Here is a 16,681-nt window from a genome sequence, read left to right as displayed (position 1 = left end):
AACCGGGTTGGCCGAGCAAAATTGGTATTTCCGTCCCAAGAGGGGCTCAAAAACGGAAAATCCTTCTTTGTATATAGATTCTATAAACATAATAAATACCGACGAAACCGGCTGCGGTCGGATCGATCAACGAGATGGCCTGAATGGGAGACAGTTCATGGCACACGCAGAGACCGACTCGATCAAGTTTGCTTACTGGGTGCCGAATGTTTCGGGCGGCCTTGTGATCTCCAACATCGAGCAGCGCACCAACCATTCGGCCGAGTACAATCGCAAGCTGGCGCAGATCGCCGAGAAGTCCGGCTTTGATTACGCACTCAGCCAGATCCGCTTCACCGCCGGCTACGGCGCCGACGAGCAGCATGAATCGGTGGCGTTCAGCCATGATCTGCTGGCGGCGACCACAACGCTCAAGGTCATCGCGGCGATCCTGCCCGGACCGTGGAACCCGGCGCTGGCGGCCAAGCAGATCGCCACCATCAGCTATCTCACCAATGGCCGCGTCGCGATCAACCTCGTCTCCGGCTGGTTCCGTGGCGAGTTCCATGCCATCGGCGAGCATTGGCTCGACCATGACGAGCGCTATCGCCGCTCGGAGGAATTCATTCGTGCGCTGCGCGGAATATGGACCGAGGACAGCTTCACCTTCCGTGGCGATTTCTACCGCTTCAACGAATATTCGCTGAAGCCGAAACCGCCGCAGCCGCTGCCCGAAATCTTCCAGGGCGGCTCGTCGCGCGCCGCGCGCGACATGGCATCGCGGGTCTCGGACTGGTACTTCACCAATGGCAACACGCCGGCCGAGATCGCCAAGCAGGTCGACGACCTCAGGACCAAGGCGAAGGCCAATAACCATTCCGTCAAGGTTGGCGTCAACGCCTTCGCGGTCGTCCGCGAGACAGAGGATGAGGCCAGGGCGGTGCTCGCCGAAATCATTGCCAAGGCCAACCCCGAGGCGGTCAACGCCTTTGGCCATGAGGTGAAAAATGCCGGCAAGGCTTCGCCGGAAGGCGAGGGCAATTGGGCGAAATCCTCCTTCGACGATCTGGTCCAGTACAATGACGGCTTCCGCTCGAACCTGATCGGCACGCCAAGGCAAGTCGCCGAGCGCATCGTCGACCTGAAGCGCGCCGGCGCCGATCTCATCCTGCTCGGCTTCCTGCACTTCCAGGAAGAGGTCGAGTATTTCGGCAAGCATGTCATCCCGCTGGTCCGCGAACTGGAAAACGCCGAGGCGGCGGCGTCGCTGGCGGCGGAGTAGCCATCCCGCAGCCTGGCCCGCCACGGTCCGGCCAGCACACGCATGAAGGTTGCCGGCGCGCTCGATCCGTCGAGCGGCAATGAGGTTTTGCGCGCCTAATCAAGGACGATTGGAATGCCGTTGCCCAGTTATACTCTCGGAGTGATGGACGCTTCGGTCTATGCGCCGGAAGTCTTTGCGCGCGGCCTGCCGTCAAGCCCGCGGGAGCAGCAGTCCGAAGCCGGCAGCGAGGCGATCGGCTCCGTTACTGGTGTCGCCGCTCCGCTGCTTTCGCTCCAGGGCATCGGCCTGTCGTTCGGCGGCGTCGTCGCACTGGCCGATATCGACCTGTCGGTTCACCCAGGCGAAATTCGCGCCATCATCGGCCCGAACGGCGCCGGCAAAAGCTCGCTGATCAACGTCATCAGCGGCGTCTATCGGCCGGATCGCGGCCACGTCCGGCTCGACGGCACCTTCTATGCCCAGGTGCCGACGCAGCAGTTGGCTCACCTCGGTGTCGCCAGAACCTTCCAGAACCTTGCACTGTTCAAGGGTCTCAGCGTCCTCGACAATGTCGCTTCCGGCCTCGCCTACAAGGTTCGCTCCAACTTTGCCGGCCAGGTGCTCGGCATCGGCCGCTCGCGCGGCGAGCAGCGCGAAACACGCAGCCGCGCGGAACAGATCCTCGAATTTCTCGACCTCACCGCCATTCGCGACCGTCTTGTCGGCACCTTGCCTTACGGACTGCAGAAGCGTGTCGAACTGGCCCGCGCACTGGTCGCCCAGCCGCGCCTGCTTTTGCTCGACGAGCCGATGGCCGGCATGACCGCGAGCGAAAAGAGCGAGATGGCGGCTTTCGTCCGTGCCGCGCGCGATCGTTTCGCCACCACCGTGGTGTTGATCGAGCACGATGTCGGCGTCGTCATGGGCCTGTCCGACCGCATTGCCGTTCTCGACTACGGCCGCAAGATCGCCGACGCCACGCCAGACGAGGTCAGGAACGACCAGCGCGTCATCGATGCCTACCTCGGCGTCGCCTCGGACAATGAGGACGGGGCAGGCATATGATCGCCGATTTTGACTACCAGTTCTTCATCGAAGTGCTCGTCGGCGGCCTGCTCTCCGGCGTCATGTACTCGCTGGTCGCGATCGGCTTCGTGCTGATCTACAAGACCTCGGGCGTGCTCAATTTCGCGCAAGGCGCGATGCTGTTGTTCGCGGCACTCACCTTCGTCAGCCTTATCGAGCGCGGCATCCCGTTCGCGCTGGCGCTGGTGATCACTTTCGCCATCATGGTCGCCATGGGTGTCGCCATCGAGCGCACGGTGCTGCGGCCGCTGACCAACAAGCCGCCGATCACACTGTTCATGGCGACGCTCGGCCTGTCCTACATCATCGAGGGCGCCGCCCAGCTGATCTGGGGCACGCAGGTCCACGGCCTCGATCTCGGCATCGAGGACGTGCCGCTGGAAATCGGCGGCGTGCTGATCAGCCAGTTCGACATTTTTGCCGCAGTGGTTGCCGCCGGCATGGTCCTCTTGCTGTCGCTGTTTTTCCGCTACACCCGCATCGGCCTCTCCTTTCGCGCCGTCGCCGACGATCAGTTCGCGGCCCTCGCGGTCGGTCTCAGGCTGCCGCTGATCTGGGCCACCGTCTGGGCTGCTGCCGGTCTTGTCGCACTGGTGGCGGGATTGCTCTGGGGTGCGCGCCTCGGTGTGCAGTTCTCGCTGTCGCTGGTGGTGCTCAAGGCGCTGCCGGTGCTGGTGCTCGGCGGCTTCGATTCCATCCTCGGTGCCATCGTCGGCGGGTTGCTGATCGGCGCCAGCGAGAAGCTCGCCGAGGTCTATATCGGCGACTATTTCGGCGGCGGCATCGAGAGCTGGTTCGCCTATGTCGTCGCGCTGGTCTTCCTGCTGATCCGTCCTTCCGGCCTGTTCGGCCAGAAGCTCGTCGAGAGGATCTGAGCCATGACGGCCATAACAAGCGATTTCTCGTCCGCGCCGGTGCTGCCGAAATGGGTCGTGCCCGTGTTGCTGCTCGCCTTCGCCTATGGCGTCGTGCCGCTGATCGGCTCGAGCTATCTGTTCGAGGCCATCCTGCTGCCGTTCCTGGCGCTCAGCCTCGCCGGCGTGGGCTTGAACATCCTGACCGGCTATGCCGGCCAGGTTTCGCTGGGTAGTGCTGCCTTCATGGCGGCGGGCGCCTTCGCCGCCTATAATTTCAACCTGCGCGTCGAAGGCCTGCCGCTGATCGGCAGCATTTTCCTGGCCGGCATCGTCGCCGCCGCGATCGGCATCGTCTTCGGCCTGCCTAGCCTGCGGCTCAAAGGCTTCTATCTCGCGGTTTCGACGCTCGCCGCGCAGTTCTTCGTGCAATGGGCGCTGACCAAGTTCAGCTGGTTCTCCAACAACTCGGCTTCCGGCGTCATCGACGCGCCGAGATTGTCGATTTCAGGCTTCGCGCTCGACGGCGCCATCGGCCGCTATCTCTTCGCGCTAACCGTCGTCACCGTGCTGACCTTCCTCGCCCATCGGCTGGTCTCGTCGCAGACCGGGCGCAACTTCATCGCCATCCGCGACAATGAAACCGCTGCCCGCATCATCGGCATCCCGGTGCTGAAGACCAAGCTGCTGGCCTTCGCCATCTCGTCCTTCATCATCGGCGTCGCCGGCGTCATCTGGGCCTTCGCGTATCTGCGGACCGTCGAGCCGGATGGCTTCGACCTCGACCGGTCGTTCCAGATACTGTTCATCATCATCATCGGTGGCCTGGCTTCGATCCGCGGCGCATTTTTCGGCGCCGCCCTCATCGTGGTCTTCCCGCTCGCTCTTTCGCGCCTCGGCGGCTTCCTGCTTGGCGATCTTTTCGATTCGGGCGTGCTCGACATGAGCCAGCGCATCGTGCTGGGCGCGCTCATCATCCTGTTTCTGATCCTTGAACCCGACGGGCTGGTGGCGCTGTGGGACAGGGTCCGAAGACGGCTCCTGTCCGCCTGGCAGTCGACTTGAGCTGACGCATCCGAAAATGAACCAGAGGCCGAACCCAAGACGGCCCATACCGGGAGTACCTCAACCATGAATTTCCTGAACACAATCAAGGCGGCGGCGCTGTCCGCGGCGATGATCGTGTCGGTGGCCTTGCCCGCCGCGCACGCCGACGAACAGTATTTCCCGCTGCAGAGCTATCGTGTCGGGCCGTATGCGGCCGGCGGCACCGGCTTCTTCGGCGGCTTCATCGATTATCTCAACCTCATCAACATCCGCGACGGCGGCGTCAACGGCGTCAAGCTGACCTGGGACGAATGCGAGACCCAGTACGAGGTCGAGCGCGGCGTCGAATGCTACGAGCGGCAGAAGAGCCATGCCGGTGCCGCCGCCTGGAACCCGCTCTCGGTCGGCATCGCCTACGCCATGATCGACCGCATCACCGCCGACAAGGTGCCGCTGATCACCGTCAACCACGGCCGCACCGATTCCACAGATGGACGCGTTTTCCCCTACGTCTTCCCGCTGCTGCTCAATCCTTACAGTGAGACATCAGGCATCGTGAACTACATCGCCTCCAAGGAAGGCGGCATCGACAGACTGAAGGGCAAGAAGATCGTCGTGCTCTATCACGGCTCGCCTTACGGCAAGGAAACCATCCCGATCTATGAATTGCTGGCGCAGAAATACGGCTTCACCGTGCAGCAGATCGAGGTGCCGCATCCCGGTAACGAGCAGCAGTCGCAGTGGCTGACGATCCGCCGCGCCAAGCCGGACTTCGTCGTCCTGCGCGGGTGGGGCGTGATGAACCCGGTGGCGTTGAAAACGGCGGTCAAGGTCGGCTTTCCCGTCGATCACATCGTCGGCAATGTCTGGTCGAACTCGGAAGAGGATGTCATCCCGGCCGGCGACGCCGCCAAGGGTTACACCGCCATCACCACCCAGGCTTCCGGCAACTCCTACCCGGTGGTTCAGGAGATCGTGAAGACGGTCTACGGCGCCGGCAAGGGTAACCTCGAAGACAAGGCGCGTATCGGCTCGGTCTACCACAATCTCGGCATCGTCAACGGCATCCTCAATGTCGAGGCGATCCGCGTCGCGCAGGAGAAGTTCGGCCACCGCACGCTGACCGGCGACGAGGTCCGCTGGGGCTTCGAGCACCTCAAGCTTGATCCGGCCAAAGTCGAGGCGCTTGGCGCCAAGGACCTGTTCCACTCGATCAATGTCAGCTGGGACAATCACGAAGGCGAGGGCTACGTGACCTTCCAGCAGTGGGACGGCAAGAAGTGGAACGTCGTCTCCGACTGGATCGCGCCGGACTGGGCGCTGCTGCGGCCAATCATCGAGAAGTCCGCCGAGGCCTACGCCGCCGAGAAGGGCATCAAGCTGCGCACCGCGGATGATGCCAACGCAGTGACCACCAACTGATCAGGGCAGAGCCGGGCGCAGCGGATAGGGTTCCGCAGCGCCCGGCCTGTTCGGTTCATCGAACCACAAAATGAGAGCCCCATGCCGGACGATGACGTCATTCTTGCCGTGGATACGGTTCATGCCACCTACAACCACGCCATCACGGCGCTGCACGGCGTCAGCTTCGAACTTCGGCGCGGCCAGATCCTGGCATTGCTTGGCGCCAATGGCGCCGGCAAGACCACGACGCTCAAGGCCGTCTCCAATTTGCTGCCGGCCGAGCGTGGCCAGGTCAATGCAGGCACCATCCGCTATGAAGGCTCGGATGTCTCGCGCCGCAAGCCGGGCGATCTCGTGCGCGCCGGCCTGGTCCAGGTGCTGGAAGGCCGGCATTGCTTCAAGAGCCTCACCGTCGAGGAAAATCTGGTTGCCGGCGGCATTGGCCGCAGTGGCCGCCGCGCCGAGATCAACGAAGATCTCGAGCGGATCTACGGCTATTTCCCGAGGCTCAGGGAAAAGCGCCGGACATCGTCCGGCCTGACTTCTGGCGGCGAACAGCAGATGACCGCCATCGGCCGGGCGCTGATGTCGCGGCCGCGCCTGCTGGTCCTCGACGAACCGTCGATGGGTCTCGCCCCGCTCATCGTCCAGGACATCTTCCAGACGCTCAGAAAGCTGAACCGCGAGACCGGCCTGTCGATCCTGGTCGCCGAGCAGAATTCGGCGGTGGCGCTCCGTTATGCCGACCACGCCACTGTGCTCGAAAACGGCGTCTCCGTTCTCACTGGTGCGGCCGCCGAGCTTCGCCAGCGCGAGGACATCAGGGCCTTCTACCTCGGTCAATCGACCGCCGGGCAACAGCCTTCGCCCGCCGTCAAACCAGCCCATCTCCATGCCGTTGCCTGAAATGAAATCCCAAGGAGCAGTGAAATGACCGTTTCGACCGTCAAGACCGACCAGGCTTCCGCCGCCGTGCCGGCAGTCGCAAGACCGACCGCGCCGGCGCACATCATCAAGGACGCCGCCGAGGCGATTGCTATCGCCCACGCGCTCGCCGCCGAATTCGTCAAGGACTCCTCAAGGCGCGACCGCGAGCGGATCTGGCCGGTTGCCGAACTCGATGCCTTTTCGCAAAGCGGCCTGTGGTCGATCAACGTGCCCAAGGCATTCGGCGGGCCGGAATTGTCCTATGCGACGCTGGCGAAGGTGATCGAGATCATCTCGGCGGCCGATTCCTCGATCGGCCAGATTGCCCAGAACCATCTCGGCGTGGTCGCCGCCATCCGCACCGTGTCCGACGCGGACCAGCAGAAGCTGCTGTTTGCCGAAGCGTTGAAAGGCACGCGGTTCGGCAACGCCTTTTCCGAGTTCGGCTCCAAACGCGCCGCCGATTTCGAAACCCGCTTCACCGATGCCGGCGACCATGTCGTCGTCAATGGCCGCAAATTCTATTCGTCCGGCGCGCTGCTCGCTCATCTCGTGCCGATCGTCGCGCTCGATGACCAAGGCCGTGCCTGGTATGCGATCGCCGACCGCGGCGCGCCCGGCCTGACCGTCATCGACGATTGGTCGAGCTTCGGCCAGCGCACGACGCTGTCCGGCACCGTCATCATCGACAACGTCAAGGTGCCGAAGACGCATCTGGTGCCAGGCTACAAGGGTTTTGACAGGCCAACCGCCGACGGCGCCATCTTCCAGATCATCCAAGTGGCGGTCGACACCGGCATCGCCCAGGCAGCGATCGACGAGACGGTCAATTTCGTCAGGACCAAGAGCCGAGCCTGGATCGACAGTGGCGTCGACAATGCCTGGGACGATCCCTACACCATCCAGGCCATCGGCGACCTGACGCTGCGCCTGCACGCGGCGCAGGCGCTGCTGGAAAAGGCCGGCCTGGCAATCGACCGGGCGGTGATCGAGCCGACCGCCGACACGGTGGCGCACGCCCAGATCGTCACCGCCGAGGCAAAAATCCTGTCGACCGAGATCGCCATTGCCGCCACCAACAAGCTGTTCGAACTTGCGGGGACCCGCTCAACGCTGGCCGAACACAATCTCGACCGGCATTGGCGCAACGCGCGCACGCACACGCTGCACGATCCGGTGCGCTGGAAATATTCGATCCTCGGCAAATATTTCCTCAACGGCGAAAACCCGCCGCTGCACGCCTGGAGCTGATTTCTCACCGGCGGGCGAGAGGCTCGCCACAGCAAAATTTTTCGGCCACTATACCCCAAGAGGTTCACTGCCATGTCAAATCCAACAGTCGTCGGCTTTTCCGGCAACATCACCCGGCCGTCAAAGACGCGCGCCTTCGTCGATCTGGTCACCAGGGACATCGCCGCCAGCCACAGCCTGTCGGCGAGCACCTATGATATCGAGGACCTCGGTCCGTCGCTGGGAACGGCGAAATGGGCCCGCGATCTCGACGGCCAGGCGCGCGTGATCCTGGAGGAAATCCTCGCCGCCGACGTGCTCGTCGTCGGCTCGCCGACCTACAAGGGCAGCTATACCGGCCTGTTCAAGCACTTCTTCGACCTGATCGATCCGGCAGCGCTGCGGGGGAAGCCCATCGTGTTGACGGCGACCGGCGGTGGCGAGCGCCACGCCTTGATTGTCGAACATCAGCTGCGGCCGCTGTTCGGCTTCTTCGAGGCCTTTGCGCTGCCCACCGCCGTCTACGCCACCGACAAGGATTTCACCGACGGCGTGCTACACTCCGAGGCGATCCTTAAGCGTGCCGCGCAGGCGGTCGACGAGGTCGGCTTCGTGCTGGCCAACCGCTCGGCAGGCAGGATCGCCGCCGAATAGACGCCGTCGGCGGATTACGCCGCAATCGAAATTCGCGTAGTGATTGATCTCGCTTACGCAATTTACGACTGCCCGCTAAAAACGTTCCTGTCTGATTCGTCTGGGACAGGAACGTCATGAGCAAAGCCCTCACATCCTTCGCATTGGTCGCCGTGCTGACCGCCTTGCTCATGGCGTTGAGCCTGGCTGTCGCCAGGCACGGCTATCCCTATGGTGCCATCGGCGTCAGGCGCCTTGACAGCATCGCCGACGCCGGCGTGTTCATCCCGATTGCCGCTGTCTATTTCTTCAGCGCAATGCTGATGATGATCCTGCCGATCAGGGCGGCCGGCATCGTCCTGACCCATGCCGCCGACGCCCTCTTCTGGACCGTGATCGCCCTGTTTGCGACCATCGTCGGCTGTCTTGTCGCCAGATGGGCGTTCGGGCAGGGCAGCGCCGTGTGGGCATTGCTGAACTGGCGGTTCCTGTTTGCGGCGGCGATCGTCGGTTGTCACTTCGTCATGAACGAGCTGCGCCGCAACGTGCTGCTGCGCAGCCTGTTCTTCGTGGTCTTTGCCGCCGCGACGCTGGCCTGCCTGTTCTGGTCGTTCACGCTCTGACCGGATCGCACTGCCGCCGGCTAATCGGCTGATCCGGCGGCGATGTTGCCGACGGCAATTTCCATCCATGCCCAGAGATAGGCGGCAAGACCGCGATCGACATGGATGCGCAGCTTGCCGTCATGGCAATAGACGACGGCGCTGATGCCGGCGAAGGAAAGCGCTGCACTGGCACTTGGCTGGCTAGGATCGAGCGTCGTCCCCCGTGCGATAAAGGCGTCGAGGGCCGTTCCTTCGATTTCGAACACCTGTAAGCCGGCGCTGATCGCCGTCACCGCGAACCCGTCTGCATGCCAGCCCGTGGCGATGACGAAGGGGCTGTTCGACACGACGAGCAACCGGTCGCGCGCCAGCCGCGCCGCATAGCGGTCGCCTTGTGCGGGGCCAAAAGCGCCTACGCCAGTTCCGTCGACACCGGAAGCCCGTGCCCACGCGTCGAGGTTGCCGCTGACCAGCAACTGGTTGAGGCCGAGGGCTGCTCGTATCGCAAGGCCCGGCGTGGCGATAACCGCGCCCTGCCAGTCCGGTGCAACGGACCATTTTTCCGCGAGATCACGCATGCAGCCGGTCTCCTGCCGGGTCGAAGGCGCAAGGGGCGGTAATCGTCGCCTTGCTGATCTTGCCGAGGTGCTGGATGTCGATCGTCTCGCCGTGCCGCGTCGCGCCGCGCTCGATCAGCCCAAGCGCAACCGGGCGGCCGAGCGTTGGGCTGTGGTAGCTCGAGGTGACAAAGCCCTGGCTGCGCAATCTGCCGTCGATCCGTTTGATGCCGTGCGCTCCGGTAGGCAGCGGCGCTTCGCCTTGCGGCACCGCTAGCCCGACAAGCTGCATGCGGTTTCCGCGCGAAGCCTCCTCTGTGAACAGCGAGCGGCGGCCGACGAACTCGGTCTGGCGCTTGGCGCGCGGACCGTCGACGCCGAGATCATGCGGCAACGTGGTGCCGTCAGTGTCCTTGCCAATGACGATAAAGCCTTTCTCTGCCCGCAGGATCATCAGCGCCTCGAGTCCGATGACGACGGCCTCGAGCGCCTGGCCGGCTTGGCGCAGATGCGCCCATAGCGGCTCGGCGCGATCCGCCCGGATCGAGATCTCGTAGCTCCGATCCCCGGTGAAGCTGACTCGGGCGATGCGGACTTCGTCGCCGGCATAGGTGCCATGACCGATTGCCATATGCGGCAGGTCGGCATCGCCGAGCGAAAGACCGAGATCCAGCGCTCCGAGCAGTTTTCGGGCGTTCGGTCCTGAAACTGTCAACGTTGCCATGTCCGATGTGGCGTTGTGAATATAGACCGCGCTACGCCCAAAACGGTCCTGACGCCATTCCTCCAGCCGGGCGTGCACGGCAGCGACATGCGAGGACGAGCCCGAGACGACGAAGCGATGCTCGTCCAGCCGCACCAGAACGCCGTCGTCGAAGACCACGCCGTTCTCCGACAGCATGAAGCCGTAGCGGCAGCGGCCGGGCTTCAGCGTCGACATGGTGTTGTAGTACAGAAAATCCACGAATGCCGCCGCCTGCGGCCCGATCACCTCGATCTTGCCGAGCGTCGAACCATCGAACAGCGCCACGGATTGACGGGCGCGCCGTGCCTCGTCCGCGATCGAACGCTCCGCATCTGCGTAGCCACCATAGTGGGCCGGGCGCAGCCAGCCGCCATATTCCTGAAAGACGGCGCCATTGGCGCGGTGGACATTTTCGAGCGGCAGCCGGCGCACCGGTGCCATCAATTCGCCGACGCGCGTGCCGGCAAAGCTTGCCAGCGGCACCGGGGTGAATGGCGGACGATAGGTGGTGGTGCCGACCTCCGGCACCGTACGCCCGGTGATACCGGCCATCAGCGCCAGGCCGGGCAGGTTGGAGGTCTTGCCCTGGTCGGTCGCCATGCCGAGCGTGGTGTAGCGCTTCAGATGTTCGACCGAGACGAAGTTTTCGCGCGCTGCCAACTCGACGTCCTTCACGGTCACGTCGTTTTGATAGTCGATCCAGATGCGTCCCTTCGAGCCCGGCATCGGCCATGCGGCGACTATGCCGTCCGTCGCCTCCGGTCCGGTGCTCCGCGGTAGGGGAGCCTTCGTCTGGCCGAGCGATGCAACGGCGGTGCTGGCACCAGCAAACACCTCCGACAAGGAAACCGCGCCGGCAGCCGCACCTGCCACCGCGATGTTATCAACCGGATCGCCCGGCAGAAAGGCCGCGCGCGCCTCGCTCCAGGCGAGCTTGCCCTTGGCTTGGCCGAAGAGATGGATGGTCGGCGTCCAGCCGCCCGAGATCAGGACGCAATCGGCATCGAACCTCGTGCCGTCGTCGAGCGTTACGCCGTCGACGCGCAGCCTGCCGCTGGCGGATATGAGAGAACGCCCTTTGGCCAGCCGGACATTGGCCGGCGCGGCAGGCGTGCCGTCGCGCCGGATGTCGACAAGCCTGACTTCGGCGCCGGCCTCGGCAAGCGCCCCCGCCACCTCATAGGCGCTGTCATTGCTGGTGGCGACGACGATGCGGCGGCCGACCAGCACAGCGTGGCGCCGGAGATAGGCGAGCGCCGCATCCGCCGATAGGATGCCCGGCAGGTCGTTGTTGGCGAAGGGCAGCGGCCGCTCGATGGCGCCGGCCGCCAGCACGATCTGGCGCGGCCTGACCCGCCACAGCGTATCCGGCCGGCCGTCGAGATGACGCTGGTTCAGCCCGACCAGATTGTGGTCGTAAATGCCGAAGGCGATGGTCGAAGGCAGGATGAGGTGACCGCCAGCGGCAAGCTCGGCAATCGTCTCCTTGACCCATACGGCCGCCGGCTTGCCGTCGATCTCCGCGGCACGATGGCCGAGCGATCCGCCGGGGCTATGCTGGTCGTCGACCAGTGTGACGGTCAGGCCAGCACCAGACGCCAGCCTTGCCGCCGCCAGCCCTGCGGGTCCCGCGCCTACAACCAGCACATCGCAATGATGGTTGATCTGGTCCGCCGTGCCCGGCGAGATCCAGTCGGCGTCGACTGTGCCCAATCCCGCCATGGCGCGGATGCGCGGCTCGAACCTGTGCCAGTCCGGCCACATGAAAGTCTTGTAGTAGAACGCCGCCGGTATGAAGCGCGCGAAACGGTCGAGAAAGGCGTTGCGGTCGGCCAGCGCGCTGGGCGTGGCGTTGACGCTTTTCGCCACCAGCCCGTCGCGCGCCGGCTCGGTCGTGGCGCGCGTGTTGGGCTTCGCTGGCACGCTGCCGCCGAGATCGACCAGCGCGTTCGGCTCCTCGACGCCGGCACCCCAGATGCCGCGCGGCCGGTGATATTTGAAGCTGCGGCCGACGACCGCGACGTCGCCGGCCAGCAGCGCCGAGGCGATGGTGTCGCCGGCAAAGCCATGCACGGTGGCGCCGTCGAAGCTGAAGCGGATCGGGCGCGAGCGGTCGATGGCGCTGCCGCCGGCGGCAAGACGCGAGGCGGTCACGCGGCATGCTCCCCGTCGAGAGCGGCCGAAGACAGCACCTTGTGGGTGATGGTGTCCCGCCCCATGACGAAGAACTCGCCGCAAATCATGTGAACCCAGATCTCGCGCGCCGTGCCTTTCGGATTGCCGCGCAGATAGAGGTACTCAGCCCAGCGATCGATCGGCACGTCGGCACCGTCAGGCCTGATGTTGCCGGCATCGCCGCCATAGTGGAATTCGGTCTCGTCACGCGGGCCGCAAAATGGGCAAGGGAACAACTGCATGATTGCCTCTAATGCGCGATGCCGGAGCCGGCCGCTTCGTCGATCAGCCGCCCGCTGGCGAAGCGATCGAGGTCGAAGGGGCGGCTGATGTCGTTGTGCTTGCCGGTCGCCAGCAACTGCGCCAGCAGCGTGCCGCCGGCGGGGATAGCCTTGAAGCCGCCCGTGCCCCAGCCGCAATTGAGGAACAGGCCGGGCAGCGGTGATTCGCCTATGATCGGCGAGGAGTCCGGCACGACATCGACGATCCCGGCCCATTGCCGCATCAGCTTGAGCTGGCCGAAGATCGGGAACATTTCCAAAAGACCGGCAATCACCTCCTCCAGCGTCGGCAGATTGCCGCGCTGCGCATAGGAAGGGATGCGGTCAAGGCCGCCGCCGATGACGATCTCGCCCTTGTCCGACTGGCTGACATAGACGCCGCAGCCGGGCGACAGCACCACCGTGTCGAGGATCGGCTTGACCGGCTCGGACACGCAGGCTTGCAGCGCATAGGATTTGATCGGCAGCCGGAAGCCGGCCTTTGCCGCCAGCACCGAAGAATGCCCGGCTACCGCCATGCCGATGCGGTCGGCACGGATCGCGCCACGCGAAGTCTGGACGCCGCGACAGCGGCCGCCTTCGATGATGAAATCAGTGATCTCGCAGTTCTGGATGATATCGACGCCGAGCCGGCTCGCCGCCCGCGCGTAGCCCCAGGCGACGGCGTCATGGCGCGCCGTGCCGGCCTTGCCTTGCCAGATGCCGCCGAACACCGGAAAGCGCGCGTCCGGCGAAAAATTGTAGATCGGCGCCACCCGGCGCACATCCTCGGGAGAAAACAATTCGGCATCGATACCGTTGATCTGCATAGCGTTGACGGTGCGCGCCCCGATCTCCATCTCCGCGGTCGAGTGGCACAGATTGACCATGCCGCGCTGCGACAGCATGACATTGTAGTTCAGGTCCTTGCCCAGCCCTTCGTAAAGGCGGTGCGCCAGCCCGTAGAGCTCAACGCTTTCCGGGTAATAGTAGTTGGAGCGCACCACGGTGGTGTTGCGGCCGGTGTTGCCGCCGCCGATCCAGCCCTTTTCCAGCACAGCGACCCTGGTGATGTTGTGGTTCTTTGCCAGGTAATAGGCCGTCGCCAGCCCATGGCCGCCGCCGCCGATGACGATCGCGTCGTAGGCTGGCTTCGGCTCGGGCGAGCGCCAGGCCGGCTTCCAGCCGGTCTGGCCGGCCAGGCCCTCCTTGAACAGCGACAATGCGGAATAGCGTCTGGTCATGGCGTGCCGGACAGATCTGATTTTCTGAAGGGAACGTGGATCATTGCATGGTCTTTTGCACGGATGCCGCCGGTTCGATCGGTCATGCCCGCATCGCCTTGCCCAGTGGATCGTATGGCGACGAAGCGATGACGCGCGCACCTCTTTCGACGCCGACGATGTGGGTTGTCAACTGCGTATCGATCTCGGCCGCCTCGCGCTCGACCAGCGCCATGGCGAGGCTCTTGCCGACCGTATGGCCATAGCCGCCGGAGGTGACGAAGCCGGCAAGCCTGCCTCTGTTCCAGACCGGCTCGTAGCCACTGGCATCGGCATCCGCCGCGTCGATTTCGAGCGTCACCAGCGTGCGCCTCGATGAAGCCTTCTGCTCTTTCAGGGCCGCCTCCCGCCCGATGAAATCGCCCTTGTCGAAGGCGATCCAGCGGTCCATCCCGGTCTCATCAGGCGTATAGTCCTGCGTGAACTCGCGCGACCAGATGCCAAAGCTCTTTTCGAGGCGCAGCGAATTGACCGCGCCGAAGCCGTATTCGGTGACGCCCAGATCGCTGCCTGCGGCAAGCAGCGCACGGCGCAGGCCCGCGTGCTCATTGGCCTGGCAATGGATCTCGTAGCCGAGCTCGCCGATGACCGACAGCCGACCGACCTTGGCCCGCACCAGGCCGACATCCAATGTCTTGCAGGCGAGGAAGCCGAAAGCCTCGTGCGAGACATCCTGGTGTGTCAGCCGCTCGAGCAGCATTCGCGCATTGGGTCCGGCGAGCGAGAAACCAACAATGGCGTCCGAAATGTCGCGGACGGTGACGCCTTCGCTCATATGCTGCTCGAACCAGCGCATATGCCACTGGCGCAGATAGTAGGATCCCATGATCCACCAGGAGCCATCGCCCCAGTTGAAGACGGTGAGGTCGCCCTTGAGTTTGCCGTTTTCGCCCAGCATCGGCGCGAGCTTGGCGCGTCCCGGCCTGGGCAGCGCACAGGCAAGCAGCCGGTCCAGCCAAGCCTCGGCCCGCGGACCGGTGATCTCGTAGCGCGAGAAAGCTGATATATCGAGCAGGCCGACACCTTCGCGCACTTTGCGGCATTCCTGTGCGACAATGTCGAAGGGGTTGGAGCGCTTCAGCGTCGGTGTCTCGACGAAGCCTTGCGGCGCGAAATAGAGCGGCACTTCCATGCCCCATGAATTGCCCCAGCGCGCGCCGGCGGCATCCATCGCGTCATGCGCGCCGGCTGTCTTCAAGGGCCGTCCCGCCGGCAGCTGTTCGTTGGGATAGCTCATGACGAAGCGGCGCGAATAGAACTGCCCGGTGGTCTGCCTGATGTATTCGCGGTTGGAGGCGAAGTCGCCATAGCGGGCGATGTCCATGCCGTAGACGTCGGCTTCCGGCTCGCCATGGATCATCCATTCGGCCAGCGACTTGCCGACGCCGCCGCCTTGCAGGAAACCGGCCATGACGCCGCACGCCACCCAGTAATTGGGCACGCCGCGCACCGGGCCGACCAGCGGATTGCCGTCCGGTGAGAAGGTGAAGGCGCCGTTTACCCAGCGCTTGATGCCGGCTGTCTCCAGGCAGGGATAACGGCTGAAGCCGAGCGCCAGCTCGTCGGCGATGCGGTCGGTATTTTCCTGGATCAGTTCGATGCCGTAGTCCCAGGGCGCCCCGTCCATGTTCCAGTGTTTGTGGTTGACCTCATAGATCCCAAGCAGAAGGCCTTTCTGCTCCTGGCGCATGTAGGTGAAGCCTTCGAGATCGACGATCAGCGGCAATTCCATGTCCAGCGCCTGGATTTCGGGCAATGCCTCGGTGACGAGATAATGGTGTTCCATCGGCGATACCGGCAGGTCGATGCCGGCCATCCTGCCGACCTGCTTGGCCCACAGTCCGCCGGCATTGACGACGTGCTCGGCAATCACCGTGCCCTTCTCGGTGACCACGTCCCAACCGCCATCGGCGCGGCGGTTCAGTTCCAGCACCCGGTTGTGCTCGATGATGTCGGCGCCGCGCAGCCTGGCTGCCTTGGCATAGGCGTGCACGACGCCTGAGGGATCGATATGGCCCTCGCGCGCGGCAAAGAGGCCTCCCAGCATGCCGTCGGTGTTGAGGATCGGGCAGCGCTGCTTGATCTCATCGACACCGACCAGGTGGACATCGTCGATGCCCATGGTCTGGAAGATGCGGTAGGAGGCCTTGAGCCATTCCCAGCGCTCGGGCGCCGAGGCGACCGAGATGCCGCCGGTCATGTGCATGCCGATGCTCTGGCCCGATTCCTTCTCGACCTCGGAGAGCAGGTCGATCGTATAGGCCTGCAGGGCGGCGATGTTGGGATCGGCGTTCAGCGCATGGAATCCGCCGGCCGCATGCCAGCTCGATCCCGCTGTCAGTACCTCGCGTTCGATAAGCGCGACGTCGCTCCAGCCGAACTTCGCCAGGTGATAGAGCACCGAGGCTCCAACCACGCCGCCGCCGATGACGATCGCCCTGTATTGGGATTTCATCCTGTCGCACTCCACCCAGTCAGTGTGGCGTACCCTATCGGTATTGTACATATGTGTCCAGAGCTTGGCGGAGGACGGAATGAACGGTCCATGATGTCGCTTTGCGCCGATGCGGCAGAGGGGCGCCTCCGCTGCTATCGGCAGCAAACGTGCTTGCTATTTGGGCCGATGCGCGCC

The 16,681-nt window shown here is 64.2% G+C and carries 14 protein-coding genes; 9 read left to right on the top strand and 5 right to left on the bottom strand.

Features of this window, described 5'->3' with window-relative positions:
- Positions 1-157: 157 nt before the first annotated feature.
- The 9 genes from sfnG to NKJ00_RS12190 all read left to right on the top strand — a co-directional run bounded on the left by sfnG (position 158) and on the right by NKJ00_RS12190 (position 9,047).
- Positions 158-1,261 (top strand): dimethylsulfone monooxygenase SfnG, encoded by a 1,104-nt coding sequence (sfnG, locus tag NKJ00_RS12230; RefSeq protein WP_352629847.1) that lies wholly within the window; start codon positions 158-160, stop codon positions 1,259-1,261.
- A 114-nt stretch (positions 1,262-1,375) separates the two neighbouring features.
- Entirely contained in the window at positions 1,376-2,308 is a 933-nt protein-coding gene (locus NKJ00_RS12225; RefSeq protein ID WP_352611575.1) for an ABC transporter ATP-binding protein, read from the top strand.
- Positions 2,305-3,204 carry a branched-chain amino acid ABC transporter permease gene (locus NKJ00_RS12220; RefSeq protein WP_352439783.1) on the top strand — a complete coding sequence of 300 codons (900 nt, stop codon included), beginning with the start codon at positions 2,305-2,307 and terminating at the stop codon, positions 3,202-3,204. Before NKJ00_RS12225 ends, NKJ00_RS12220 begins: the two co-directional genes overlap by 4 nt.
- 3 nt (positions 3,205-3,207) lie before the next feature.
- Positions 3,208-4,248, top strand: a complete 1,041-nt coding sequence (locus NKJ00_RS12215; RefSeq protein WP_352629845.1) for a branched-chain amino acid ABC transporter permease — start codon at positions 3,208-3,210, stop codon at positions 4,246-4,248.
- Positions 4,249-4,314: 66 nt separating this feature from the next.
- Entirely contained in the window at positions 4,315-5,652 is a 1,338-nt protein-coding gene (locus NKJ00_RS12210) for an ABC transporter substrate-binding protein (protein ID WP_352629842.1), read from the top strand.
- Between the two features lie 81 nt (positions 5,653-5,733).
- Positions 5,734-6,540: an ABC transporter ATP-binding protein gene (locus NKJ00_RS12205; RefSeq protein WP_352611573.1), complete on the top strand. Its 807-nt coding sequence runs from the start codon at positions 5,734-5,736 to the stop codon at positions 6,538-6,540.
- 24 nt (positions 6,541-6,564) lie between these two features.
- A complete protein-coding gene (locus NKJ00_RS12200; RefSeq protein ID WP_023811543.1) occupies positions 6,565-7,812 on the top strand; it encodes an SfnB family sulfur acquisition oxidoreductase in 1,248 nt (415 codons plus the stop codon).
- A 72-nt stretch (positions 7,813-7,884) separates the two neighbouring features.
- Positions 7,885-8,445, top strand: coding sequence for an FMN reductase (gene msuE / locus NKJ00_RS12195; protein WP_352611572.1), 561 nt, complete (start codon positions 7,885-7,887; stop codon positions 8,443-8,445).
- Between the two features lie 116 nt (positions 8,446-8,561).
- Complete coding sequence (locus NKJ00_RS12190) at positions 8,562-9,047, top strand: hypothetical protein (RefSeq protein WP_352611571.1); 486 nt, start codon at positions 8,562-8,564, stop codon at positions 9,045-9,047.
- 20 nt (positions 9,048-9,067) lie between these two features.
- Here the strand turns inward: NKJ00_RS12190 and NKJ00_RS12185 are convergent, their stop codons facing one another.
- The 5 genes from NKJ00_RS12185 to NKJ00_RS12165 all read right to left on the bottom strand — a co-directional run bounded on the left by NKJ00_RS12185 (position 9,068) and on the right by NKJ00_RS12165 (position 16,504).
- The gene (locus NKJ00_RS12185; protein WP_352612460.1) at positions 9,068-9,607 is read right to left on the bottom strand and encodes a hypothetical protein; all 540 of its coding nucleotides are present in this window, start codon (positions 9,605-9,607) and stop codon (positions 9,068-9,070) included.
- Positions 9,600-12,485, bottom strand: coding sequence for a sarcosine oxidase subunit alpha family protein (locus tag NKJ00_RS12180; RefSeq protein WP_352439778.1), 2,886 nt, complete (start codon positions 12,483-12,485; stop codon positions 9,600-9,602). Before NKJ00_RS12180 ends, NKJ00_RS12185 begins: the two co-directional genes overlap by 8 nt.
- Complete coding sequence (locus NKJ00_RS12175) at positions 12,482-12,748, bottom strand: sarcosine oxidase subunit delta (protein WP_023811548.1); 267 nt, start codon at positions 12,746-12,748, stop codon at positions 12,482-12,484. Before NKJ00_RS12175 ends, NKJ00_RS12180 begins: the two co-directional genes overlap by 4 nt.
- 8 nt (positions 12,749-12,756) lie before the next feature.
- A complete protein-coding gene (locus NKJ00_RS12170; protein WP_352629840.1) occupies positions 12,757-14,010 on the bottom strand; it encodes a sarcosine oxidase subunit beta in 1,254 nt (417 codons plus the stop codon).
- Positions 14,011-14,092: 82 nt separating this feature from the next.
- Positions 14,093-16,504 (bottom strand): GcvT family protein, encoded by a 2,412-nt coding sequence (locus tag NKJ00_RS12165; RefSeq protein WP_352629839.1) that lies wholly within the window; start codon positions 16,502-16,504, stop codon positions 14,093-14,095.
- Positions 16,505-16,681: the final 177 nt, after the last annotated feature.

The organism is Mesorhizobium sp. M0227 (assembly GCF_040321855.1).
Taxonomy (GTDB): domain Bacteria; phylum Pseudomonadota; class Alphaproteobacteria; order Rhizobiales; family Rhizobiaceae; genus Mesorhizobium.
This window is presented reverse-complemented; position numbering and strand designations above follow the sequence as displayed.